Source organism: Pseudomonas anuradhapurensis (genome assembly GCF_014269225.2).
Lineage (GTDB): Bacteria > Pseudomonadota > Gammaproteobacteria > Pseudomonadales > Pseudomonadaceae > Aquipseudomonas > Aquipseudomonas anuradhapurensis.
In genome coordinates this window covers 3869660-3892731 of the sequence record NZ_CP077097.1, presented here as the reverse complement: position 1 = coordinate 3892731, position 23072 = coordinate 3869660, and the positions used below count along the sequence as shown (strand labels likewise).

At 66.0% G+C, this 23072-nt stretch carries 3 protein-coding genes; all 3 read left to right on the top strand.

Annotation, left to right across the window (positions count from 1 at the left end; genetic code table 11):
* The first annotated feature begins 1 nt into the window (after window position 1).
* Complete coding sequence (locus HU763_RS17830; RefSeq protein WP_217884016.1) at window positions 2-7819, top strand: non-ribosomal peptide synthetase; 7818 nt, start codon at window positions 2-4, stop codon at window positions 7817-7819.
* Between the two features lies 1 nt (window position 7820).
* Entirely contained in the window at window positions 7821-11165 is a 3345-nt protein-coding gene (locus HU763_RS17825; RefSeq protein ID WP_186690728.1) for a non-ribosomal peptide synthetase, read from the top strand.
* Between the two features lie 117 nt (window positions 11166-11282).
* Window positions 11283-22988 carry an amino acid adenylation domain-containing protein gene (locus HU763_RS17820; RefSeq protein ID WP_476705420.1) on the top strand — a complete coding sequence of 3902 codons (11706 nt, stop codon included), beginning with the start codon at window positions 11283-11285 and terminating at the stop codon, window positions 22986-22988.
* Window positions 22989-23072: the final 84 nt, after the last annotated feature.

The window sequence follows — 23072 nt, the reverse complement described above, 5'->3', positions numbered from 1 at the left end:
CATGGAATTCACTGCAGCACAACGCATCGCCCAACGTTTCGTTGGCCTTTCCGTGGAGCAACGCCAGCAGATCCTGGCGCAGATGCAGGCCAGCGGGCAAAGCTTCCGCCTGCTGCCCATCGTGCCGGCGCGTCAGGGCCTGACCCGTATTCCGCTGTCGTACGCCCAACAGCGCCTGTTGTTCCTCTGGCAGCTGGAACCCGACAGCCCGGCCTATAACGTGCCGCTGGCCGTCCGCCTGAAAGGCGCGCTGGACCCGGCGCTGCTGCAACAGGCGCTGGATGCGCTGGTGCAACGCCACGAGTCGCTGCGCACGCGCTTCGCCGCGCAGGAGGGCGAGTTCTACCAGGACATCCTCGACCACTGCCCGCTGCCGATCGAGTGGGTGGAATTCGCCGAGACGCCCAGCGAAGCGTCGCTGAGCGAAGCCGTTGACGCTGCCCTCAAGCAGCCCTTCGACTTGCAGGCCGGCCCGCTGCTGCGGGTGACCGTGCTACGCGTGGAGGCCGAACACCATGTGCTGGCGCTGAGCATGCACCACATCATCGCCGACGGTTGGTCCAGCGATGTGCTGGTGCAGGAGTTCGTCCAGCTGTACAGCGCCCTGGCCGAGGGCCGCCAGGCGCAGTTGCCAGACTTGCCGATCCAGTACGCCGACTACGCCATCTGGCAGCGCGCCTGGCTCGAAGCCGGGGAGGCGCAGCGCCAGCTGGCCTACTGGCAGGCGCAACTGGGCGATGAGCAGCCGGTGCTGAGCCTGCCGCTGGACTTCGAGCGCCCGGCCACGCCCAGCCAGCGCGGGGCGGTGCTGCGCGTGGACATCGCAGGCGCGCAGGCCGAAGCCCTGCGCAGCCAGGCACGCAAAGGCGGCTACACCGTGTTCGTGCTGGTGCTGGCGGCCATGGCGGTGGTGCTGTCGCGCTACAGTGGCCAGGCCGACATCCGCATCGGCGCGCCCAACGCCGGGCGCAACCGCAAGGAACTGGAGGGCCTGATCGGCTTCTTCATCAATACCCAGGTGTTGCGTGTGCAAGTGGATGAGCGCGCCACCTTCGCCGCCTTGCTCGACCAGGTACAGACGGTGATCGGCGCGGCCCAGTCGCACCAGGAGCTGCCGTTCGAGCAGCTGGTCGATGCCTTGCTGCCGGAGCGCAACCTGGCCCACAACCCGCTGTTTCAGTTCAAGATCAACCAGCACGTGGCCGCCCGCGACGCGGGGCGCAAGCGCCTGGGGACGCTGGAGGTGGAAGGTTTCGCGCGGAACGATGGCGATGCCCGCTTTGACCTGGCATTCGACTTTTCCGACAAGGCCGACGGCATCGAAGGCTACTTCACCTATGCCACCGAGCTGTTCGAACAGGCCACCATCGAACGCATGGCCGGTTCGCTGCGGCGGGTGCTGGATGCACTGACCGGCGATCTGCAGCGGGCAATTGTCGATAGCCCGGAGCTGCCGGCGCTGACGCCGGCGCCCGCGCATGCCTACCCGCACGGCGATGTACTTGCCCTGTGGCGCCAGGCCATGGTGCGAGGTCAGGCGCATGGCGGTGTGCGCGCCGGTGAACGGTTCATGACCCAGGCCGGGCTGGAAGCGGCATCCAACCGCCTGGCCGATTACCTGCGCCAGCGCGGTGTCGGTACCGGCAGCATCGTTGCCTTGTGCCAGCCGCGCTCCATCGAGTGGGTCAGTGCCTTGCTGGCGGTGCTCAAGACCGGCGCCGCCTATCTGCCGCTGGACCCCCAACAGCCCCAGGAGCGCTTGCAGCAACTGCTTGCCGACAGTGGCGCTGCCGTGCTGTTGCATGAACCGGGCGACCAGCGCTTCGCCGGCCTTGATGGCGTACAGGTAATCGCCTGCGATCATGCCCAATGGGCAATCTGCAGCGACCGCCCGGTAGAACTGGCCATTGCCGCTGAACAGCCAGCCTACCTGATCTACACCTCGGGCTCGACCGGGCAGCCCAAGGCCGTGGTGGTCAGCCATGGGGCGCTGGCCAGCTACATCCAGGCGCTGCTCGAGCGCCTGCAACTGCCAGCTGCAGCGAGCATGGCGATGGTCTCCACCACTGCCGCCGACCTGGGCCACACCGTACTGTTCGGTGCCCTGGCCTCGGGCCGCCTGCTGCACCTGCTGCCGCAGGAACTGGCGTTCGACCCGGACGGCTTCGCCAGCTACATGGCGCAGCATCAGGTCGGCGTACTGAAACTGGTGCCAAGCCATCTGCAAGGCTTGCTGCAAGCGGACCGCGCTGCCGACGTGCTGCCGGCCGCAGCGTTGATCCTCGGCGGCGAGGCGTGCAGCTGGGGCCTGCTGGAAAAGGTTCGCGCGCTGCGCCCGGGCTGCCGGGTCATCAACCACTACGGCCCGACCGAAACCACCGTCGGCGTGCTCACCTTCGAGCCGGGCCAGCCATTGCCAGGCTGCCGCACGGTGCCGGTCGGGCGCCCGCTGGGCAACGCCTGCGTCCAGCTGCTGGACGGTTACCTCAACCCGCTGGCGGCGCAGGTGATCGGTGAGCTGTACCTGGGCGGGCAGGGCGTCGCCCAGGGCTACCTGGGCCAGCCAGCACTGACTGCCGAGCGCTTCGTGCCGGCCGAGGGTGGTGCCCGTCTGTACCGCTCCGGCGACCGCGCACGGCTTACGGCCGATGGCCTGATCGAGTTCATCGGCCGCGCCGATGACCAGGTGAAGATCCGCGGTTATCGCGTGGAACCCGGCGAAATCGGCCGGATGCTGGCCGGCCTGCCCGCTGTCAGCGAGGCCGTGGTGCTGGCCTTGCCGCTGGAGGGTGACGCCGAGCGCCTGCAGCTGGTGGCCTACGTGGTCGCCGCAGCGGGGGTGACCGCTGAAGCGTTGCAGGCGCTGCTGCTGGCACGCTTGCCGGACTACATGGTGCCGGCGCAGATCGTATTGCTGGAACGTTTGCCGCTGACCGCCAACGGCAAGCTCGACAAGCGTGCGTTGCCGGTACCCGGTGCAGTCAGCCGTGGCTATGTGGCGCCGCAGGGTGATATCGAGGAAACGCTGGCGGCGGTGTGGGCCGATGTGCTCAAGCTGGAGCGGGTCGGTAGCAGTGACAACTTCTTCGAACTGGGCGGCGATTCGATCCTCAGCCTGCAGATCATCGCCCGGGCCAAGCGTCAGGGCATCCGGATCAGCCCCAAGCAATTGTTCGAACAACAGACCATCGCCCAGCTGGCGCAGGTGGCCAAGCGCAGCGAGGCCAAGCCAGCGCCTGGAGCGGCAGGCGTAGACGCCGCTAGCAGCGGCGAGGCCGCGTTGTTGCCAGCGCAGGCGCGGTTCTTCGAAATGCAGATCGCCCAACCGGCGCACTGGAACCAGTCGGTACTGCTCAAGCCGACCAGCCCGGTACAGGTGAAGCACCTGGAGGCCGCCCTGCGCGCGGTGGTCGCACAGCACGACGCCCTGCGCCTGCGCTTCACTCGCACCGCCGAGCAATGGCAGGCGCGCTTCCAGCCGCTGGACGATGCACCGCTGTTGCAGCAGCGCAACCTCAATGCCCTGAGTGAACTGGACGCCGCTGGCAACCAGCTGCAAGCCAGCCTGAACCTGGAGCACGGGCCGCTATTGCGTGGCGAACTGTTCGACGTTGCCGATGGCCAACAGCGTCTGCTGCTGGTGGTGCATCACCTGGTGGTCGACGGCGTGTCATGGCGCGTGCTGCTCGAAGACCTGCAAACCGCCTACCAGCAGCTGCTGGCCGGCCAGACCGTGAGCCTGCCGGCCAAGACCACCTCGGTGCAGGCCTGGGCCGAACGCCTGGCCAGCCATGCCAGCAGCCCTGCGCTGCAGGCACAGCGCGACTACTGGCTGCAGGCCTTGGCCGGCGACCACGCCGAACTGCCGCGGGACAACCCCCAGGGCAGCCTGGCCAACAGCCATGCCCGCACCGCCACCACCCGGCTGGATGCCGAGTGCACCGCCAAGCTGCTGAGGCAGGCCCCGGCCGCCTACCGCACGCAGGTCAACGACCTGCTGCTGACTGCGCTGGCACGGACCTTGTGCCAGTGGAGTACGCACGCCGAGGTGCTGGTGCAGGTGGAAGGCCACGGCCGCGAAGACCTGTTCGACGACCTCGACCTCAGCCGCACCGTGGGCTGGTTCACCAGCCTGTACCCGGTGCGCCTCACGCCCGGCCACGACCTGGGCCAGTCGATCAAGACGATCAAGGAGCAACTGCGCGCGGTGCCGGACAAAGGCCTCGGCCATGGCCTGCTGCGCTACCTTGGCGATGCCGATGTCCGTGACCAGCTGCGGCGTGCCGCCCAGGCGCGGGTTACCTTCAACTACCTTGGCCAGTTCGATACCAGCTTCGATGCCGAAGCCGGCGCCCTGTTCACCCCAAGCGGGGAAAGCGCAGGCCGCAGCCAATGTGCCGGTGCAGCGCTGGGCAACTGGCTGAGCATCACCGGCCAGGTATACGGCGGCGAGTTGTTCCTGGAGTGGACCTACAGCGCCGACATGTACCACCCGGCCACCCTCGAAAAGCTGGCCCAGGCCTACCAGCAGGCCTTGGTGGAGCTGGTCGAACACTGTTGCGATGGCCGGCACCAGGGGGTGACCCCGGCGGACTTCCCGTTGGCTGCACTGACCCAGGCGCAGCTGGACAGCCTGCCGCTGCCGGCGCAGCAGATCGCCGATGTGTACCCGCTGTCACCGATGCAGCAGGGCATGCTGTTTCATACCCTTTACGACGCGCAGGCCGGCAACTACATCAACCAGCTGCGGGTGGATGTGCACGGGCTGGATGTGCAGCGTTTCCGGCAGGCCTGGCAGGCTACCTTGCAGGCGCATGACATCCTGCGCAGCGGTTTCGTCCTGCAGGGCGCGCTGGAGCAGGCCGTGCAGGTGGTATGCAAGACCGTCACGTTGCCGTGCAGCGAGCACGACTGGCGTGGCCAGCCAGCACTGGAGCAGGCCTTGCAGGCCCTGGCCGAGGCTGAACGCCAGCGCGGTTTCGACCTGGCCAGCGCGCCGCTGCTGCGCCTGGTACTGGTGCGCACCAGCGATAGCAGCCACCACTTGATCTACACCAACCACCACATCCTCATGGACGGCTGGAGCACCTCGCGCCTGCTCGGGGAGGTGCTGCAGCGCTACGCCGGCCACCTGCCGCAAGCGCAGGCCAGGCCTTACCGCGACTATATCGCCTGGCTGCAAGGCCAGGACGCGGCGCTTGCCGAAGCCTTCTGGAAGGCGCGCCTGGCGGCGCTGGACGCACCAACCCGCCTGGCCCAGGCCATTGTCGGTAGCAGCGGCGCAAGCGGCTACGGCGAGCACCGCCTGGCCTTCGACCGCGAGCAGACTGCGCGCATCGAAGCCTTTGCCCGGGCCAACCGGGTCACCGTCAATACCCTGGTGCAATCGGCCTGGCTGCTGCTGTTGCAGCGCTGCACTGGGCAAGCCAGCGTGTGCTTCGGCGCCACTGTCGCCGGGCGCCCGGCAGACCTGCCAGGGGTAGAGGAGCAGATCGGCCTGTTCATCAACACCCTGCCGGTGATCGGGGCGCCGCGTGCCGAGCAGCGCGTGGCCGAGTGGATCGGCCAGGTGCAGGCTGAAAACCTGGCCCTGCGCGAGTTCGAGCATACGCCGTTGTACGACCTGCAGCGCTGGGCCGGGCAGGGCGGTGACGCCCTGTTCGACAGTATTCTGGTGTTCGAGAACTACCCGGTGGCCGAAGCGCTGCAACAGGGTGCGCCCGCTGGCCTGCGTTTCGGCGATGTCGCGGTGCAGGAGCAGACCAACTATCCGCTGACCCTGGTGGTGGAACTGGGCGCGACGTTATCGATGCACTATAGCCACGACCGTGCGCTATGGAGCGATGACAGCATTGGCCACCTGGCGGGTTACTTCGCCAACCTGTTGCGGGCGCTGGTGGAGAATGCGGATGCCTTCATCGGTGAGCTGCCGCTGCTGGATCAGGCGGAGCAGCAACGGATGGTCGAAGGCTGGAATGCCACCCAGGCAGCCTACCCGGACGAGTGCAGCATTCATCAACTGATCGAGGCCCAGGTGTGCGCCACCCCGGATGCCCCGGCGCTGGTATTCGGCGAGCAGACCCTGAGCTATGCCGAACTCAACCGCCGTGCCAACCAGCTGGCGCACCGGTTGCGCGAGTTGGGCGTGGGCCCGGACGTGCTGGTCGGCATCGCCATGCAGCGCAGCCTGGAGATGGTCATCGGCCTGCTCGGTATCGTCAAGGCCGGCGGCGCCTACGTGCCGCTGGACCCGGAGTACCCGCAGGAGCGCCTGCGCTACATGTTCGACGACAGCGGCATCGCCTTGCTGCTGAGCCAGTCGCACTTGCGCGACACCCTGCCGGTCCCGGCCGGCTTGCGCTGCCTGGAGCTGGATACTGAAGACCTGAGCGGCTACCGCGATGCCAACCCAGACATCGATGTAGCGCCGCTGAACCTCGCCTACGTGATCTACACCTCTGGCTCCACCGGTCGCCCGAAAGGCGCTGGCAACAGCCATCGGGCGCTGGTCAACCGCCTGTGCTGGATGCAGAAGGCCTATGCACTGGGCGCCAGCGACAGCGTGTTGCAGAAAACCCCGTTCAGCTTCGACGTGTCGGTGTGGGAGTTCTTCTGGCCGCTGATGACCGGCGCGCGGCTGGTCATCGCCCAGCCAGGGGCGCACCGCGACCCGCAACTGCTGGTCGAGGCCATCAACCACTACGGCATCAGCACGCTGCACTTCGTGCCGTCGATGTTGCAGGCGTTCATGGCCCACGAAGCGGTAGAGCGCTGTGTCAGCCTCAGGCGCGTGGTGTGCAGCGGCGAAGCGCTGCCGGCCGAACTGGCCCGCCAGGCCCTGCAACGTTTGCCGGCGGCGCGCCTGTACAACCTGTACGGGCCGACCGAAGCGACCATCGACGTCACCCACTGGACCTGCCAGGCGGATGAAACCATCAGCGTGCCGATCGGCCAGCCGATCGACAACCTCAAGGCCCACATCCTCGACGGCAGCCTGCACCCGGCGGTGCGCGGCAGTGCCGGTGAGCTGTACCTCGGCGGTGTCGGCCTGGCCCGTGGTTATCACCAGCGCCCAGCGCTGACCGCCGAACGCTTCGTGCCAGACCCGTTCAGCACCGACGGCGGGCGCCTGTACCGCACCGGCGACCTGGCGCGCTACCGCGCCGACGGGGTGATCGACTACGCCGGGCGTATCGACCACCAGGTGAAGATCCGCGGCCTGCGCATCGAGCTGGGCGAGATCGAAGCACACCTGCTGCAGCTGCCGAGCGTGCAGGAGGCAGTGGTGCTGGCCCAGGACGGGCCGAGCGGCAAGCAAGTGGTGGCCTACGTGGTGCCTGCCGACAGCACGCAAGAGCAGGGCGCGTTGCGCGACAGCCTGCGTGCTGCGCTCAAGGCTGGCTTGCCGGACTACATGGTGCCGGCGCACCTGCTGCTGCTCGACCAGCTGCCGCTGACGCCGAATGGCAAGCTCGACCGCAAGGCCCTGCCGCAGGCGGATGCCAGCCAGTTGCAGGGCGAGTACGTCGCCCCGCAGAGCGCGCTGGAGCAACAGATCGCGGCGATCTGGGCGCAGGTGCTGAAGCTGGGACAGGTCGGCCTGGCGGACAACTTTTTCCAGCTCGGCGGGCATTCCCTGCTAGCCACGCAAGTGGTTGCGCGCTTGCAGATGGAACTGGCTGCGGACATACCACTGGCACTGCTGTTCCAGACCGAAAACCTTCGCGATTACGCCACCGCTGTCAGCGCTGCAACCCGCGACCGCACGGCAGACCTGGACGAGTTCCACGACTTCATGAATGAGCTTGAGGCAGTTTGAAATGAGCACCGATACCCGCAATACCGACCTGGTCCAGCGCTTCATTCGGCTGCCGCTGGAGCAGCGCAAGCTGTTTCTGGAAAAGTTGGCGTCCAAGGGCAGCAGCCTGGCGCAACTGCCCATTCCGCAGGTGTGCGGAGACTTCGCGCAGTTGCCGCTTTCCTATGCCCAGCAACGCCAGTGGTTTCTCTGGAAACTGGACCCGGACAGCGCGGTATACAACATTTCCTCGGCCCTGCGCTTCACGGGCAAGCTGGACCTTGTAGCCCTGCAGCGTGCCTTCGATGGCCTGCTGGCCAGGCACGATGCGCTGCGTACCACCTTCCATCAACAAGAGGAGCAGGTGCAGCAGGTGGTTCACCCACGCCTGGTGTTGCCGGTGGCCCCTGAGCCGTTGGATACGCCGGGCGAGGAAGCCTTGCGCGAGCAGGTGGAGCGTGAGGCGCGCCAAGGCTTCGACCTGGAGCGAGGGCCGCTGCTGAGGGTCAGGCTGCTGGCGCTCGATGCGCACGAGCACGTGCTGGTGCTGACTGTTCACCACATCATCGCCGATGGCTGGTCCATGCCATTGATGGTGCAAGAGCTGGTGCGCCTGTATGAGGCCTGCAGCCAGGGCCGGGATGCACAGCTGCCCGCGCTACCCATTCAGTATGCCGACTACGCCATCTGGCAGCGGAGCTGGATGGAGGCCGGGGAGCAGGCGCGCCAGCTGGCCTACTGGACCGGCCAGCTGGGCGGCGAGGATCCGCTGCTGGAGATGCCGCTGGACCGCCCGCGGCCAACGGTCAGCAGCCTCAGGGGGGCACGCCTGGCCATCGATTTGCCGGCAGACCAGGCGCGAGCGCTCAAGCGGTTCGCCCAGCAACAGGGGGTGACGCTGTTCATGCTGCTGCTGGCCAGCTTCCAGGTCCTGCTGCACCGCTATTCAGGGCAGGCGGATATCCGCGTCGGTGTGCCGGTGGCCAACCGCAATCGGGTGGAAACCGAGCGCCTGGTCGGGTTGTTCGTCAACACCCAGGTCCTGCGGGCCGAGTTCGATCTGCCGCTGACCTTTGCCGACTTTCTCGGCCAGGTCCGGCAACGGGTGGTCGAGGCCCAGGCCCATCAGGACCTGCCTTTCGAACAACTGGTAGAGGCCCTGCAGCCGGAGCGCAGCCTGAATCACAGCCCATTGTTCCAGGTGATGTACAACCACCAGACCCAGGCCAGGGGCGAGCGCCACACGCTGCCGGGGTTGGAAGTGAGCGCCGTGGCGTGGGACAACCACACCGCCAAGTTCGACCTGACCCTGGAAACCTTTGAGCACGAGACCGGTATCGGTGCTGCGCTGGTCTACGCCACCGACCTGTTCGATGCCGCGACGGCCCGCTCTCTGGCCCGGCACTGGCAGAACCTGCTGCACGCCGTCGTCGAGCTGCCCAACCAGCGTATCGCCGAGCTGGCCCTGCTGGACGACACCGAGCACCAGCAGATCATTGCAGGATGGAACGCGACTCAGGCCAGCTACCCGGATGCCAGCTGCATTCACCAGCTTTTCGAGGCGCAGGTAGCGCGAACCCCGGACGCCCCGGCACTGATCTTCGGCGCGCAGACGCTGAGCTATGCCGAGCTCAACTGCCGGGCCAACCAGCTGGCGCACAAGCTTCGCGAGCAGGGTGTGGGCCCGGATGTGCTGGTGGGCATCGCCATGCAGCGCAACCTGGAGATGGTCGTCAGCCTGCTGGCCATTCTCAAGGCGGGGGGCGCCTATGTGCCGCTGGACCCGGAATATCCGCAGGACCGCCTGGAGTACATGCTCGAGGATAGCCAGGCGATCCTGTTGCTGTCGCAGACCAGCGTGCTTGACCGCATGCCGGAGCAGTTCCGCTCGCGCGCGCTGCTGCTGGACCAGGTGCCGCTGGACGGCTACCCGGACACTGACCTGGCCTGCGTGAGCAGTGCCCGCAACCTCATCTACTGCATCTACACTTCAGGCTCGACGGGCAAGCCCAAGGGCGTGCAGATCGAGCACCGCAGTGTGGCGGCACTGATCGGCTGGTCGCTATCGGTATACGACCAGGCAGACCTGTGTGGCGTGCTGTTTTCCACCTCGATCTGCTTCGACCTGTCGGTGTGGGAACTGTTCGTCACCCTCTCGGCGGGTGGTTATGCGGTGTTGGCCGGCAATGCCCTCGAACTGCCGAACCTGGCGGCGAAGGACCGGGTGCGGCTGGTGAACACCGTGCCATCGGCAATCAGGCAGCTGTGCGAAACCGGCAATATTCCCGCGTCGGTCAACACCATCAACCTGTGTGGCGAAGCGCTGAAGCAATCGCTTGTCGATGACCTCTACCGCCTGGCGCACGTACACGAGGTGTACGACCTGTATGGCCCGTCCGAGGACACCACCTATTCCACCTGCACGCTGAGGGTGGCCGGTGGCCAGGCGAACATCGGCCGACCTTTGCACAACAGTGCTGCCTACGTGCTCAGCGCTGCCCTGCAGCCGGTGCCGGTGGGTGCCGTCGGTGAGTTGTACCTGGCCGGTGCCGGCTTGGCCCGTGGTTACCTGAAGCGCCCGGGGCTCAGCGCCGAGCGTTTCCTCCCCAACCCCTTCGATGCCCACGGCGGGCGCATCTACCGTACCGGTGACCTGGCCCGTTATCGGCCTGACGGGGTGCTGGAGTATGTCGGCCGGGTGGACCATCAGGTAAAGGTTCGCGGCTTCCGCATCGAACTGGGCGAGATCGAGGTGCGCCTGCAACAGCAGGCGGTGCGCGAAGCCGTGGTCATGGCCGTTGATGGCCCCGGTGGCCAGCAGCTGGTGGCGTATGCAGTCCCTGACGAGCCTGGGGTGATGGCCGATGCCGCTGCGCAGGCAGCCCTGCGTGAGCAACTGCGCAGTGCGTTGCGCAGGCAGTTGCCGGAATACATGCTGCCTTCTTACCTGGTGCTGCTGGGCAAGCTGCCCCTGACGCCGAATGGCAAGCTGGACCGCAAGGCGTTGCCGCGCCCGGATCTTGCCCTGGCGGAGGAGGCCCACGTGCCACCGCGTACGCCCTTGCAGCAGCAGGTGGCGGCGATCTGGGTGGATGTGCTGAAAGTCGACCGGGTTGGCCTGGGCGACAACTTCTTCCTGCTGGGTGGCCACTCCCTGATCGCCACCCAGGTGACCAGCCGCGTGCAGGAGCAGCTCGGCTTGGCGGTCGGCCTGAAAGCGCTGTTCGAAAGCCCCGATCTGGGCGGCTACTGCGCGCAGCTTGAGCAGCTCACGCCACAGGCGGACCCTGTGCAGAATGAGCTGGCTAAATCCCTGGAGGCCCTGAAACGTCTAACTACGGAGGAAATTGAAAAGCTGGTTTCTTAGGAGATTTTGACTGTGCAAGAGCTGCTTGAGTCTGTAAAGCTACTGTCCACCAAAGAGCGCCAGGCCCTGGCAGCCTTGCTCAAGCAGCAGGGGGTGAACCTGTATGGGGTCACCCCGATCTTCAGGCGCGAGCCTGCAGCCCCTGTCCCCCTTTCATACGCCCAGCAGCGGCAGTGGTTTCTCTGGCAACTTGAGCCTGCCGCACCGCTCTACAACATCCCGGCGGCCTTGCGCCTGCAGGGCCATCTGGATGTCGAGGCGTTGCAGCGCAGTTTTGACGCGCTGGTGGTCCGCCACGAAACCTTGCGCACCACCTTCAGCGATGACGGGCAGGGCGCCGTCCAGGTCATTCACCCCAAGCACAGCGTGGCGTTGGTGATCCAGACGCTGGCCGGCGCCGATGAACACAGCGTGCGCGAGCACGTCGAGGCCGAGGCACGCCGCCCGTTCGACCTGCAGCACGGGCCACTGCTGCGGGTCAGCTTGCTGCGCCTTGGGCAGGACGAGCATGTGCTGCTGGTGACGCTGCATCACATCGTCTCCGATGGCTGGTCGATGCCGCTGATGATCGACGAGCTGATGCAGCTGTATGCCGGGTATAGCCAAGGCCAGGCGCCGCAGCTGCCGGCGCTGCCGGTCCAGTATGCCGACTACGCGATCTGGCAGCGGCAGTGGATGGAGGCGGGTGAGCGCGAGCGGCAGCTGGCGTACTGGAAGGCAGAGCTTGGTGATGACCAGCCAGTACTCGAGTTGCCCACCGATCGCCCGCGTGCCGCGACCAGTAGCCACCGAGGCGCCCGGCATGAGGTTCGCCTGCCGCAAGCCCTGGTGCATTCGCTCAGGCAGCTGGCCCAGGGGCAGGGGGCGACGCTGTTCATGGTGCTGCTGGCCAGTTTCCAGGCTTTGCTGCACCGCTATTCCGGGCAGGCGGATATCCGCGTCGGGGTACCGGTGGCCAACCGTAATCGGGTCGAAACCGAACGGCTGATCGGCTTTTTCGTCAATACCCAAGTATTGCGTGCCGAGTTCGACCTGCCGCTGACCTTCAGCGACCTGCTCCAGCAGGTCAAGCAGCGCGTGCTGGGGGCGCAGAGCCATCAGGACTTGCCGTTCGAGCAACTGGTGGAGGCCCTTCAGCCCGAGCGCAGCCTGAGCCACAGCCCACTGTTCCAGGTGCTGTACAACCACCAGGTGCAGGCCAAGGGTGGGCAGCGCAGCGTGCCAGGGCTGCAGGTGGAGGGGTTGACCTGGGCCCACGATACGGCCAGGTTCGACCTGACCCTGGACACTTTCGAATACGAGCATGGCCTCGACGCCGCCCTGAGCTACGCGACTGACCTGTTCGATGCCGCAACCATCGAACGGATGGCACTTCACTGGGTCAACCTGCTTGAGGCGATCGTGCACCGGCCCGGGCAGCGCGTGGCCGACCTGCCGCTGCTCAGCCAGGCGCAACAGGACCAGGCCGTACAGGCCTGGAACCCGTCACCGATGCAGTTCCCCGCCGAACAGCCGCTTCATCGCCTGATCGAGGCCCAGGTCGAAGCTGCACCGGATGCGATAGCGCTGGTCTGCCGCGAGCAGACTCTGAGCTACGCCGAGCTCAACCGCCGGGCCAACCAGCTGGCGCACAAACTGCTGGAGCTGGGGGCCGGGCCGGATGTACTGGTCGGCCTGGCCGTCGAGCGCAGCCTGGAGATGGTTGTTGGCCTGCTGGGCATTCTCAAGGCCGGTGCTGCCTACGTGCCGCTGGACCCGGCGTACCCACAGGACCGCCTCGCCTATCTATTCGAGGACAGCGGTATCCGCCTGTTGCTGACCCAGCAGCACCTGCGTGACACGCTGCCAATACCGGCAGGTGTGCATGTGCTGGAACTGGACGGCGATACCGGCCTCGGCGGCTATAGCGAGGTCAACCCTGCCTGCGAGGTGAATGCCGACAACCTGGCTTATGTGATCTACACCTCGGGCTCCACCGGTAAGCCCAAAGGTACGCTGCTGCCGCATCGGAACGTGGTGCGCCTGTTTGCCGCCACCCGGCACTGGTTCCATTTCGCTGCCAATGACGTATGGACGGTGTTCCACTCCTACGCCTTCGACTTCTCGGTATGGGAGCTGTACGGCGCATTGCTGCATGGCGGCAAGGCAGTCATCGTGCCCACGGATGTGGCGCGTTCCAGCGAAGACTTCCACGCCTTGCTGGTACGCGAGCAGGTTACCGTACTCAACCAGACGCCCTCGGCGTTCAAACCGCTTGTTGCGGTTGCCTGCGAGGCGGCGAAGGCGGGGCAGCAACTGGCCCTGCGGCATGTGCTGTTTGGTGGCGAGGCCCTGGAGGTCAGCAGCCTGAGACCCTGGCTGGAGGTGTTTGGCGACCACCAGCCGCGCCTGATCAACATGTATGGCATCACCGAAACCACCGTACACGTGACGTACCGGCCGATCACCCTGGACGACTTGCACCACGGCGCCAGCAGCCCGATCGGCGAGGTCATCCCCGACCTGTCGTGGTATTTGCTCGACGCAAACCTGAACCCGATTCTGCCAGGTTGCACGGGGGAAATGCTGATTGGCCAGGCGGGCCTGGCGCGGGGCTACCACGGCCGCCCCGGGTTGACAGCCGAGCGCTTCGTACCCAATCCCTTCGATGACCAGGGCGGGCGCCTGTACCGCTCTGGCGACCTGGCCCGTTACCGTACCGACGGGGTCATCGAATACATCGGGCGTATCGACCAGCAGGTTAAGATTCGCGGTTTCCGTATCGAGCTGGGCGAGATCGAAGCGCGCCTGCTCGCACAGCCTGCCGTGCGCCAGGTTGCGGTGCTGGCGCTGGATGGCGCCAGTGGCAAGCAGCTGGTGGGCTATGTGGTGCCTGCCGATGCTGGTGTGCTGAACAGTATCGAACGGCAGGCGCAACTGCGTGATAGCCTGCGTGCCGAACTGAAGGCCAGCCTACCTGAGCACATGCTGCCCGCGCATCTGCTGTTCCTGGAGCTGCTGCCCCTTACCGGCAACGGCAAGCTCGACCGCAAGGCCTTGCCGGTGCCAGATGCCAGCGTGCTGCAGGGTGAGTACATAGCGCCGCAGACCGAACTGGAGCAGCAGATCGCAGCCATCTGGGCCGACGTGCTGAAGCTGGAGCAAGTCGGCCTTGCCGACAACTTCTTCGAACTGGGCGGCGATTCGATCATGTCGTTGCAGGTAGTCAGCCGTGCCCGCCAGCTGGGTATCCGCTTCACTCCCAAGGAGCTGTTCCAGCACCAGACAGTACAAGGGTTGGCTGCGATCGCCCGGCAAGAAACCGGCACCGCAATCGACCAGGGGCAGGTCGAGGGCAGCATGCCGCTGACACCGATTCAGCAGTGGTTCTTCGCAGCAGACGTGGTCGCGCGGCATCACTGGAACCAGTCGCTGATGCTGCACACCCGCGAGGCGCTCGATGAACATCACCTGCAAGCGGCGTTGCGCTGCGTTGTCGACCATCACGACGCCCTGCGCCTGCGCTTCAGCCACGCCGAAGGTGCCTGGCAGGCCGTGTTCGGCACCGCGCAGCATGAACTGTTGTGGTGCCGCCAGGTTGAACATGCCGAAGCACTGGAGCAGGCCGGCAACCAAGCCCAGCGCAGCCTGAACCTGGAGCAAGGGCCTCTGCTGCGGGCAGTGTTGGGCGAGCTGCCCGATGGCAGCCAGCGGTTGCTGTTGGTCATCCACCACCTGGTGGTTGACGGGGTGTCTTGGCGGGTGCTGCTCGAAGACCTGCAACAGGCTTACCAGTCCCTGGCCGCCGGCCAGATCCCGGTATTGCCCGCCAAGACCAGCGCGTTCAAGGCCTGGGCAGAGCAGTTGCAGGGCTATGCGACAACGCCCGCGTTGCAGCATGAAATGGCTTACTGGCACGAGCAGTTGCAAGGCGTTGACGATGCGCTGCCCTGTGACAACCCGCAAGGTGCCAACCTGCAGCGTTGCGCGGCCTCTGTCGCGACGCGCCTGGACGCAAGCTGGACGCACAAGCTGTTACATGAAGCGCCGGCGGCCTATCGCACCCAGATCAATGACCTGCTGCTGACCGCGCTGGCACGGGTGATCGCGCGTTGGACCGGGCGGGCACAGGTGCTGGTGCGCCTGGAGGGGCATGGCCGGGAAGAGCTGTTCGACGGCATCGACCTGACCCGCACGGTAGGCTGGTTCACCAGCCTGTATCCGCTCAAGCTCAGCCCACAGGCGCAATGGGCGGGTTCGATCAAGACCATCAAGGAACAGTTGCGCGCCGTTCCCGACAAAGGGATTGGGTATGGCGTATTGCGTTACCTTGGCGGAAGCGAGGCTTGTCAGCTGCTTGGCCAACTGCCGGCAGGCGAGATCGTCTTCAATTACCTGGGCCAGTTCGACAGCAGTTTCGACGCGGCAACCGGGCTGCTGACGCCGGCGCCGGAAAGCGCTGGCCAGAACCACGATGACGCTGCGTCCCTGAGCAGCCAGCTGGCCATCAATGGCCAGGTCTTTGCCGGGGAACTGAAGCTCAACTGGACATTCAGCAGCGAACGCTTCAAGCCGTCGACCGTCCAGCGTCTGGCCGATGCCTACGCAGATGAGCTCAAGGCCCTGATCGAGCACTGCTGCCAGGCGCATAATCGCGGGGTGACCCCTTCGGACTTCCCGCTGGCCGGGCTGACCCAGGCGCAACTGGACAACCTGCCGGTGGCTGCCGCGCAAATTGCCGATGTCTATCCGTTGTCGCCGATGCAGCAAGGCATGTTGTTCCACAGCCTGTACGAGCAAGGCAGCGGTAACTACATCAACCAGATGCGGGTCGATGTCGATCACCTCGACCCACAGCGCTTCAAGCAGGCCTGGCTGGATGTACTGGCAGCCCACGACATATTGCGAACCGGCTTCGTATGGCAGGCAGAGCTGGAGCGAGCGGTGCAGATCGTGCACCGCACCGTCGGCTCGCCGTTCACCGAACTGGACTGGCGCGACACCCAGCAGCTGGAAGCCGCGTTGCAGCAGTTGGCCGATGACGAGCGCCAGCGTGGCTTCGACCTGGCCGAGGCGCCATTGCTGCGCCTGGTGCTGGTGCGTACCGACAGGCATCGGCACCACCTGATCTATACCAACCACCATATCCTGATGGATGGCTGGAGTACCTCGCGCTTGCTGGGGGAGGTGTTGCAGCGTTATGCCGGGCAACCGATGCCGGTGCAGGCAACGCATTACCGCGACTACATCGCCTGGTTGCAGCGTCAGGATGCGGGCGCCGCTGAAACATTCTGGAAGGGCCAACTGGCAGACCTGGAGGCACCGACCTGTCTGGCGCAAAGCATCCCTGGCCTTGGCCTGGGCGGTTCAGCGTGTGGCCAGGGCGAGTACCAGCAGCGCTTCGACCGCCAGCAAACCCGGCAGATCGAGGCCTTCGCCAGGGCTAATCGGGTCACGGTCAATACCTTGCTGCAGGCTGTCTGGCTGCTGTTGCTGCATCGCTACAGCGGCCAGCCCAGCGTCTGCTTCGGCGCTACGGTGGCTGGGCGGCCGACTGACCTGCCAGGGGTGCAAGAGCAGATTGGCCTGTTCATCAACACGCTGCCGGTGGTCGGCACGCCGCGTGCGGAACAGACCGTCGCGCAGTGGCTGGCCCAGGTGCAGGCGAGCAACCTGGCGGCGCGCGAATTCGAGCATTCCCCGCTGTATGACGTGCAACGCTGGGCCGGGCAGGCCGGTGACGCGTTGTTCGACAGCTTGCTGGTGTTCGAGAACTACCCGGTGGCCGAAGCGCTGCAACAGGGCGCGCCCGATGGCCTGCGCTTTGGCGAGGTGACCAATCGCGAGCAGACCAACTACCCGTTGACGCTGTTGGTGAGCCCGGGGGCGACTTTGTCGATCCAGTACAGCCACGATCGCAGCCATTGGTCTGGCCAGGCGATCGAGCAGGTGGCGCAGCACCTGGGCAACCTCATCAGGGCCATGCTGGCAGATGCCGGCCAGGCACTGGCCGAGCTGCCGATGCAGGGCCCCGATGAGCAGCGCCAACTGCTCCTGGACTGGAACGCCACATATGCGGTGTTCCCGAGTGATAGCAGCATTCACCAGTTGATCGAAGCCCAGGTGTTCGCCACCCCGAACGCCCCGGCGCTGGTATTCGGCGAGCAGGCCCTGAGCTATGCCGAACTCAACCGCCGTGCCAACCAGCTGGCGCACCGGTTGCGCGAGTTGGGCGTGGGCCCGGACGTGCTGGTCGGCATCGCCATGCAGCGCAGCCTGGAAATGGTCATCGGCCTGCTGGGCATCGTCAAGGCCGGCGGCGCCTACGTGCCGCTGGACCCGGAGTACCCGCAGGAGCGCCTGCGCTACATGTTCGACGACAGCGGCATCGCCTTGTTGCTGAGCCAGTCGCACCTGCGCGACACCCTGCCGATCCCGGCCGGCTTGCGTTGCCTGGAGCTCGATAGCGAAGACCTGAGCGGCTACAGCGATGCCAACCCGGACACCGATGTAGCGCCGCTGAACCTCGCCTACGTGATCTACACCTCTGGCTCCACCGGTCGCCCGAAAGGCGCTGGCAACAGCCATCGGGCGCTGGTCAACCGCCTGTGCTGGATGCAGAAGGCCTACGGCCTGGACGCCAGCGACAGCGTGCTGCAGAAAACCCCGTTCAGCTTCGACGTGTCGGTGTGGGAGTTCTTCTGGCCGTTGATGACCGGCGCGCGCCTGGTCATCGCCCAGCCGGGGGCACACCGCGACCCGCAGCTGCTGGTCGAGGCCATCAACCACTACGGCATCAGCACGCTGCACTTCGTGCCGTCGATGTTGCAGGCGTTCATGACCCACCAGGCGGTAGAGCGCTGCGTCAGCCTCAGGCGCGTGGTGTGCAGCGGCGAAGCGCTGCCGGCCGAACTGGCCCGCCAGGCCCTGCAACGTTTGCCGGCGGCGAGCCTGTACAACCTGTACGGGCCGACCGAAGCGGCCATCGACGTCACCCACTGGACCTGCCAGGCGGATGAAACCATCAGCGTGCCGATCGGCCAGCCGATCGACAACCTCAAGACCCACATCCTCGACGGCAGCCTGCACCCGGCGGTGCGCGGCAGTGCCGGTGAGCTGTACCTCGGCGGTGTCGGCCTGGCCCGTGGTTATCACCAGCGCCCGGCGCTGACCGCCGAACGCTTCGTGCCAGACCCGTTCAGCACCGACGGCGGGCGCCTGTACCGCACCGGCGACCTGGCGCGCTACCGCGCCGACGGGGTGATCGACTACGCCGGGCGTATCGACCACCAGGTGAAGATCCGCGGCCTGCGCATCGAGCTGGGCGAGATCGAAGCACACCTGCTGCAGCTGCCGAGCGTGCAGGAGGCAGTGGTGCTGGCCCAGGACGGGCCGAGCGGCAAGCAACTGGTGGCCTACGTGGTGCCTGCCGACAGCACGCAAGAGCAGGGCGCGTTGCGCGACAGCCTGCGTGCTGCGCTCAAGGCTGGCTTGCCGGACTACATGGTGCCGGCGCACCTGCTGCTGCTCGATCAGCTGCCGCTGACGCCGAACGGCAAGCTCGACCGCAAGGCCCTGCCGCAGGTGGATGCCAGCCAGTTGCAGGGCGAGTACGTCGCCCCGCAGAGCGCGTTGGAGCAACAGATCGCGGCGATCTGGGCACAGGTACTGAAGCTGGAGAGGGTCGGCCTGACCGATAACTTCTTCGAGCTGGGCGGTGATTCGATCGCATCCTTGCAACTGGTCAGCCGAGCGCGCAAGGCCGGCCTCGAGTTTACCCCCAGGGAGCTTTTCGAGCATCAGACCGTACAGCGCCTGGCCTCGATCGCACGGCAACACCGCACCGCGCAGGATGGCGACCCGCCTGCAGCTTCGGCAGCGGATGCGTTGGCGGCGCTGACCCCGGCACAACGGCAGCGACTGCCGGTTCCGATGGAGCAGATCGCTGACCTCTATCCGCTTTCGCCGATGCAGCAGGGCATGCTGTTCTATACCCTGCAAGGGCCAGAAGCCGGCCTTTACATCAACCAGACCGCAGTCTCGGTTGCCGGGCTGGACATTGACCGCTTCGCCGATGCGTGGCGGCAGGTGATTGCCCGGCATGACATTCTGCGCACGGCCTTCTGGTCCGACCCGCAACTGCACGAGCCGATGCAACTGGTGCTGCACGACGTGGCCTTGCCGTTGCAGGTGCTCGATTGGCGGCAGCGAGACTGCGCGCCGGAGGCACTCAAGGCATTGGCGGCAGAAGAAGCTGCCCGAGGCTTCCAGTTGGCGAGTGCGCCGCTCATGCGCCTGACGCTGGTGCGCCTGGAAGATGGCGGCGTGCACCTGATCTGGACGCGCCATCACATCCTGATGGATGGCTGGAGCGATTCGCGCCTGCTGGGCGAGGTGCTGCAGACCTATCACGGGCAAGTGCCGGAACGCCCGGTGGTGCAGTTCGGCAACTACATCCGCTGGCTTGGCGCGCAACCCCAGGAACAACTCGAACGGTTCTGGAGCGCCACACTCGGCAGCCTGGAAACCCCGACCTTGCTGACTGGCAGCGTGCTGCCGCGCCCTGCGCCTGAGCTGGACGGCCATGCAGCGCTGTACCTGCGCTGGGACATGCCCAGGACCCGACGCCTGCGTGAGCAGGCGCAAAAGCTGCGGGTGACCCCGAACACCCTGATACAGGCGGCCTGGTTGCTGGTGTTGCAACGCTACACCGGGCAGTCCACGGTGTGCTTCGGCGCGACGGTGGCAGGGCGCCCACCGAGCCTTGCGGGCGCCGATGAAATGCTGGGGTTGTTCATCAATACCTTGCCGGTGGTGCAGGCGCCCGAGCCCGGGCAACGGGTCGAGACATGGTTGCAGCAGCTGCAGGCGTACAACGTCGAGATGCGCGACCATGAGCACGCGGCCCTTGCCCATGTCCAGCGCTGGGCCGGGCGCCCGGGCCAGCCGTTGTTCGACAGTATCGTCGTGTTCGAGAATTTCCCGGTCGATGAGCGCCTGGCGGAAAACAGTAGCGACTCCCTGCAGTTCGGTGAGGTCAGTGCGCGCGGCGTTACCAACTACGCCATGGACTTGTGCGTGGAGCTGGGCAACACCCTGGTGGTGGAGTTCATGTACCTGCGCAGCTGCTTCAGCGAGGCCGCCACCGAGGCATTGCGTGGTAGCTTCGAGCGCTTGTTGAATGCGATGCTGGATGACCCGCAGGCTACGCTCGGTAGCCTGGATATGCTGACCCCGGCGCAGTTGCAACAGGCCGCCACGCGTAACCGCCTGGCCGGCAGCCCGCAGCGTGAGCCGCTGCTGGCCGAGCAGATTGCCGTACATGCCACGGCTTGCCCCGATGCCGTCGCGGTGGTCTGCGCAGGGCAGCAATTGACCTATCGCGAGCTGGAGGAAAGGGCCAATCGCCTGGCGCATCGGCTCATCGCCCTGGGGGCGCGGCCAGAGGCCACCGTCGGCATCGCCCTGGAGCGTTCGGTCGAGGTCATCGTGGCGTTCCTCGCCGTGATGAAGACCGGTGCGGCCTATGTCCCGCTGGACATCGATTACCCCCAGGAGCGCCTGCAATGGATCGTCGCTGACGCCGGCATGCATGCGCTGATCACCACCCGCGAGCTCAGGCCGCGTTTCGCCCAGGTGCAGTGTTGTGTCGAGCTGGACACCCAGGTACTCGACGCCTCGCCGCTGACGCCGCCGCAAGTGAACCTGCAGCCGGACAACCTGGTCTACCTCATCTATACCTCTGGCTCTACCGGCAAGCCCAAAGGGGTAGCGGTCAGCCACGAGCAGATCCGCATGCACTGCCAGGCCATTGCCTCGCTGTATGACATGGATCTAACCACCCGCGAGTTGCTGTTCATGTCATTCGCCTTCGACGGTGCCCAGGAACGCTGGCTGTCGACCTTGTCATCCGGTGGCTGTCTGGTGGTGCGTGAAAACCGTCTGTGGACGGCAGAAGAAACCTGGCAGGTGCTGCACGAGCAACGCATCGACATTGCCTGCTTCCCACCGGCCTACCTTCAGCAACTGGCAGAATTCGCCGAGGGCCAGGACCAGGCCGCGCCCCCGGTGCGGGTGTACTGCTTTGGCGGGGACGCGGTGCCGAATGCGCTGTTCGAGCAGGTCAAGCGCAGCTTGCAGCCGCAGTGGCTGACCAACGGCTATGGCCCGACCGAGACGGTGGTTACCCCGCTGTTGTGGAAGGTCTCCCGCGAGCAGGCATGCGAGGCGGTGTTCGCACCGATCGGTACGCGTGTCGGTGAGCGTACCCTGTACGTACTCGACCCGCATCTCAATCCGTTGCCTGATGGTGTCGCGGGCGAGCTGTACATTGGCGGCGAAGGGGTGGCGCGCGGGTATCACCAGCGGCCGTCCCTGACTGCCGAGCGTTTCGTTGCCGACCCATCTGGCCAGGGCTTGCGCCTGTATCGCACCGGTGACCGGGTGCGGCGCCGTAGCGATGGGGTGATCGACTTCATCGGGCGCATGGACAACCAGTTGAAGGTGCGTGGTTTCCGCATCGAGCCCGGCGAAATCGAAGCGCGCCTGCGTGACCTGAGCGAGGTGCGGGATGCCGTGGTGGTCGCACGCGACACAGCCACAGGCAAACAGCTGATCGGCTACGTGGTTACCCGCGACCACCACGGCTGCGCCCAGGCATTGCGTGAGGCCCTGGCTGCCGAATTGCCGGATTACATGGTGCCTGCGCAACTGGTGCTGATGCCGGCATTGCCGCTCACGCCAAACGGCAAGGTCGACCGCAATGCGCTGCCGGCGCCCGAATTCGTCGGCCAGCGTGTGCAGGTTGCACCGCGCAACGCGATCGAGCGGGCGTTGGCGGACATCTGGCAGCAAGTGCTGGATGTGCCCAGCGTGGGGGTCGAAGACAACTTCTTCGAGCTGGGCGGCGATTCGCTGCGGGTGCTCAAGATGCTGTCCAAGGTCCGCGCCTGCGAGGCGTTGCCCATCGAACTGAAACTGCGGGATGTGATTGCCAGGCCGACCATTGCCGAATTGTCTGGTTACGCCGACAACGAGGCCAGCCTGGATCCGCTGCTGCTGCTCAACAGCCGTGTGGCCGGGGCGCCACCGTTGTTCTGCCTGCACGCCGGCTTCGGTACGGTGTTCGACTACGAGCCGTTGGCGCGCCGTCTGGACGGCCGCTGTGCAGTCTACGGCATCCAGTGTCGCATGCTGCTGGAGCATGCCTGGGAGGATGATTCCCTGCAGGCAATGGCGATCGACTATGCCCAGTACATCCGCCAGAAACAGCCGCAGGGGCCTTACCAGTTGCTCGGGTGGTCGCTCGGTGGCGCGCTGGCGGTGCTGGTGGCCCATGAGCTGGAAAGCCAAGGGCAGCAGGTTGCGATGCTGAGCCTGGTGGACAGCTTCATTCCTCAGCCGGGCCAGGTGGCACCAGACACGGATTGGCGTGACGACCTGCACGGCTTCCTGGGGGTGATGCTTGGCGCAGACAGAGAACGTCTGGTTGTGCCTGCAATAGCGGCCGATTGCGACAGCAACGGGTTGGCGCAGATCATTGACGCGGTGCGCGCGTCCCAGGCCGGGCAGTCAGCTTATGCCGAGATCGGCAGCGCGGAGCTGGCCCACACTTTTGTCGTCGCGATGAAGCTCAAGGCACTGTCGCAGCAGATGGCCGCGTTGCCGGTTACTCTTGCAGAGGCTGCGTGCTGGTGGGCAGGTACCGGCAACTTCGACGAACGGATTGCCGGCCCTGCCCGGCATACCTCTGTGGATGCCGGGCATTACGACATCCTCAGGCATCCCGAGGTGCTCGACGGCGTGGTCGCCTTGCTGCAACGGCGGGACCTGGTCGGCGGCTGAAGCTGGCCGCCCCGTTGTGGGGCGGCTGCCTGCATGAGGGCCCGTTGCGTACCCCTTGGGGTGGCAACGGGCTTTTTCATGACT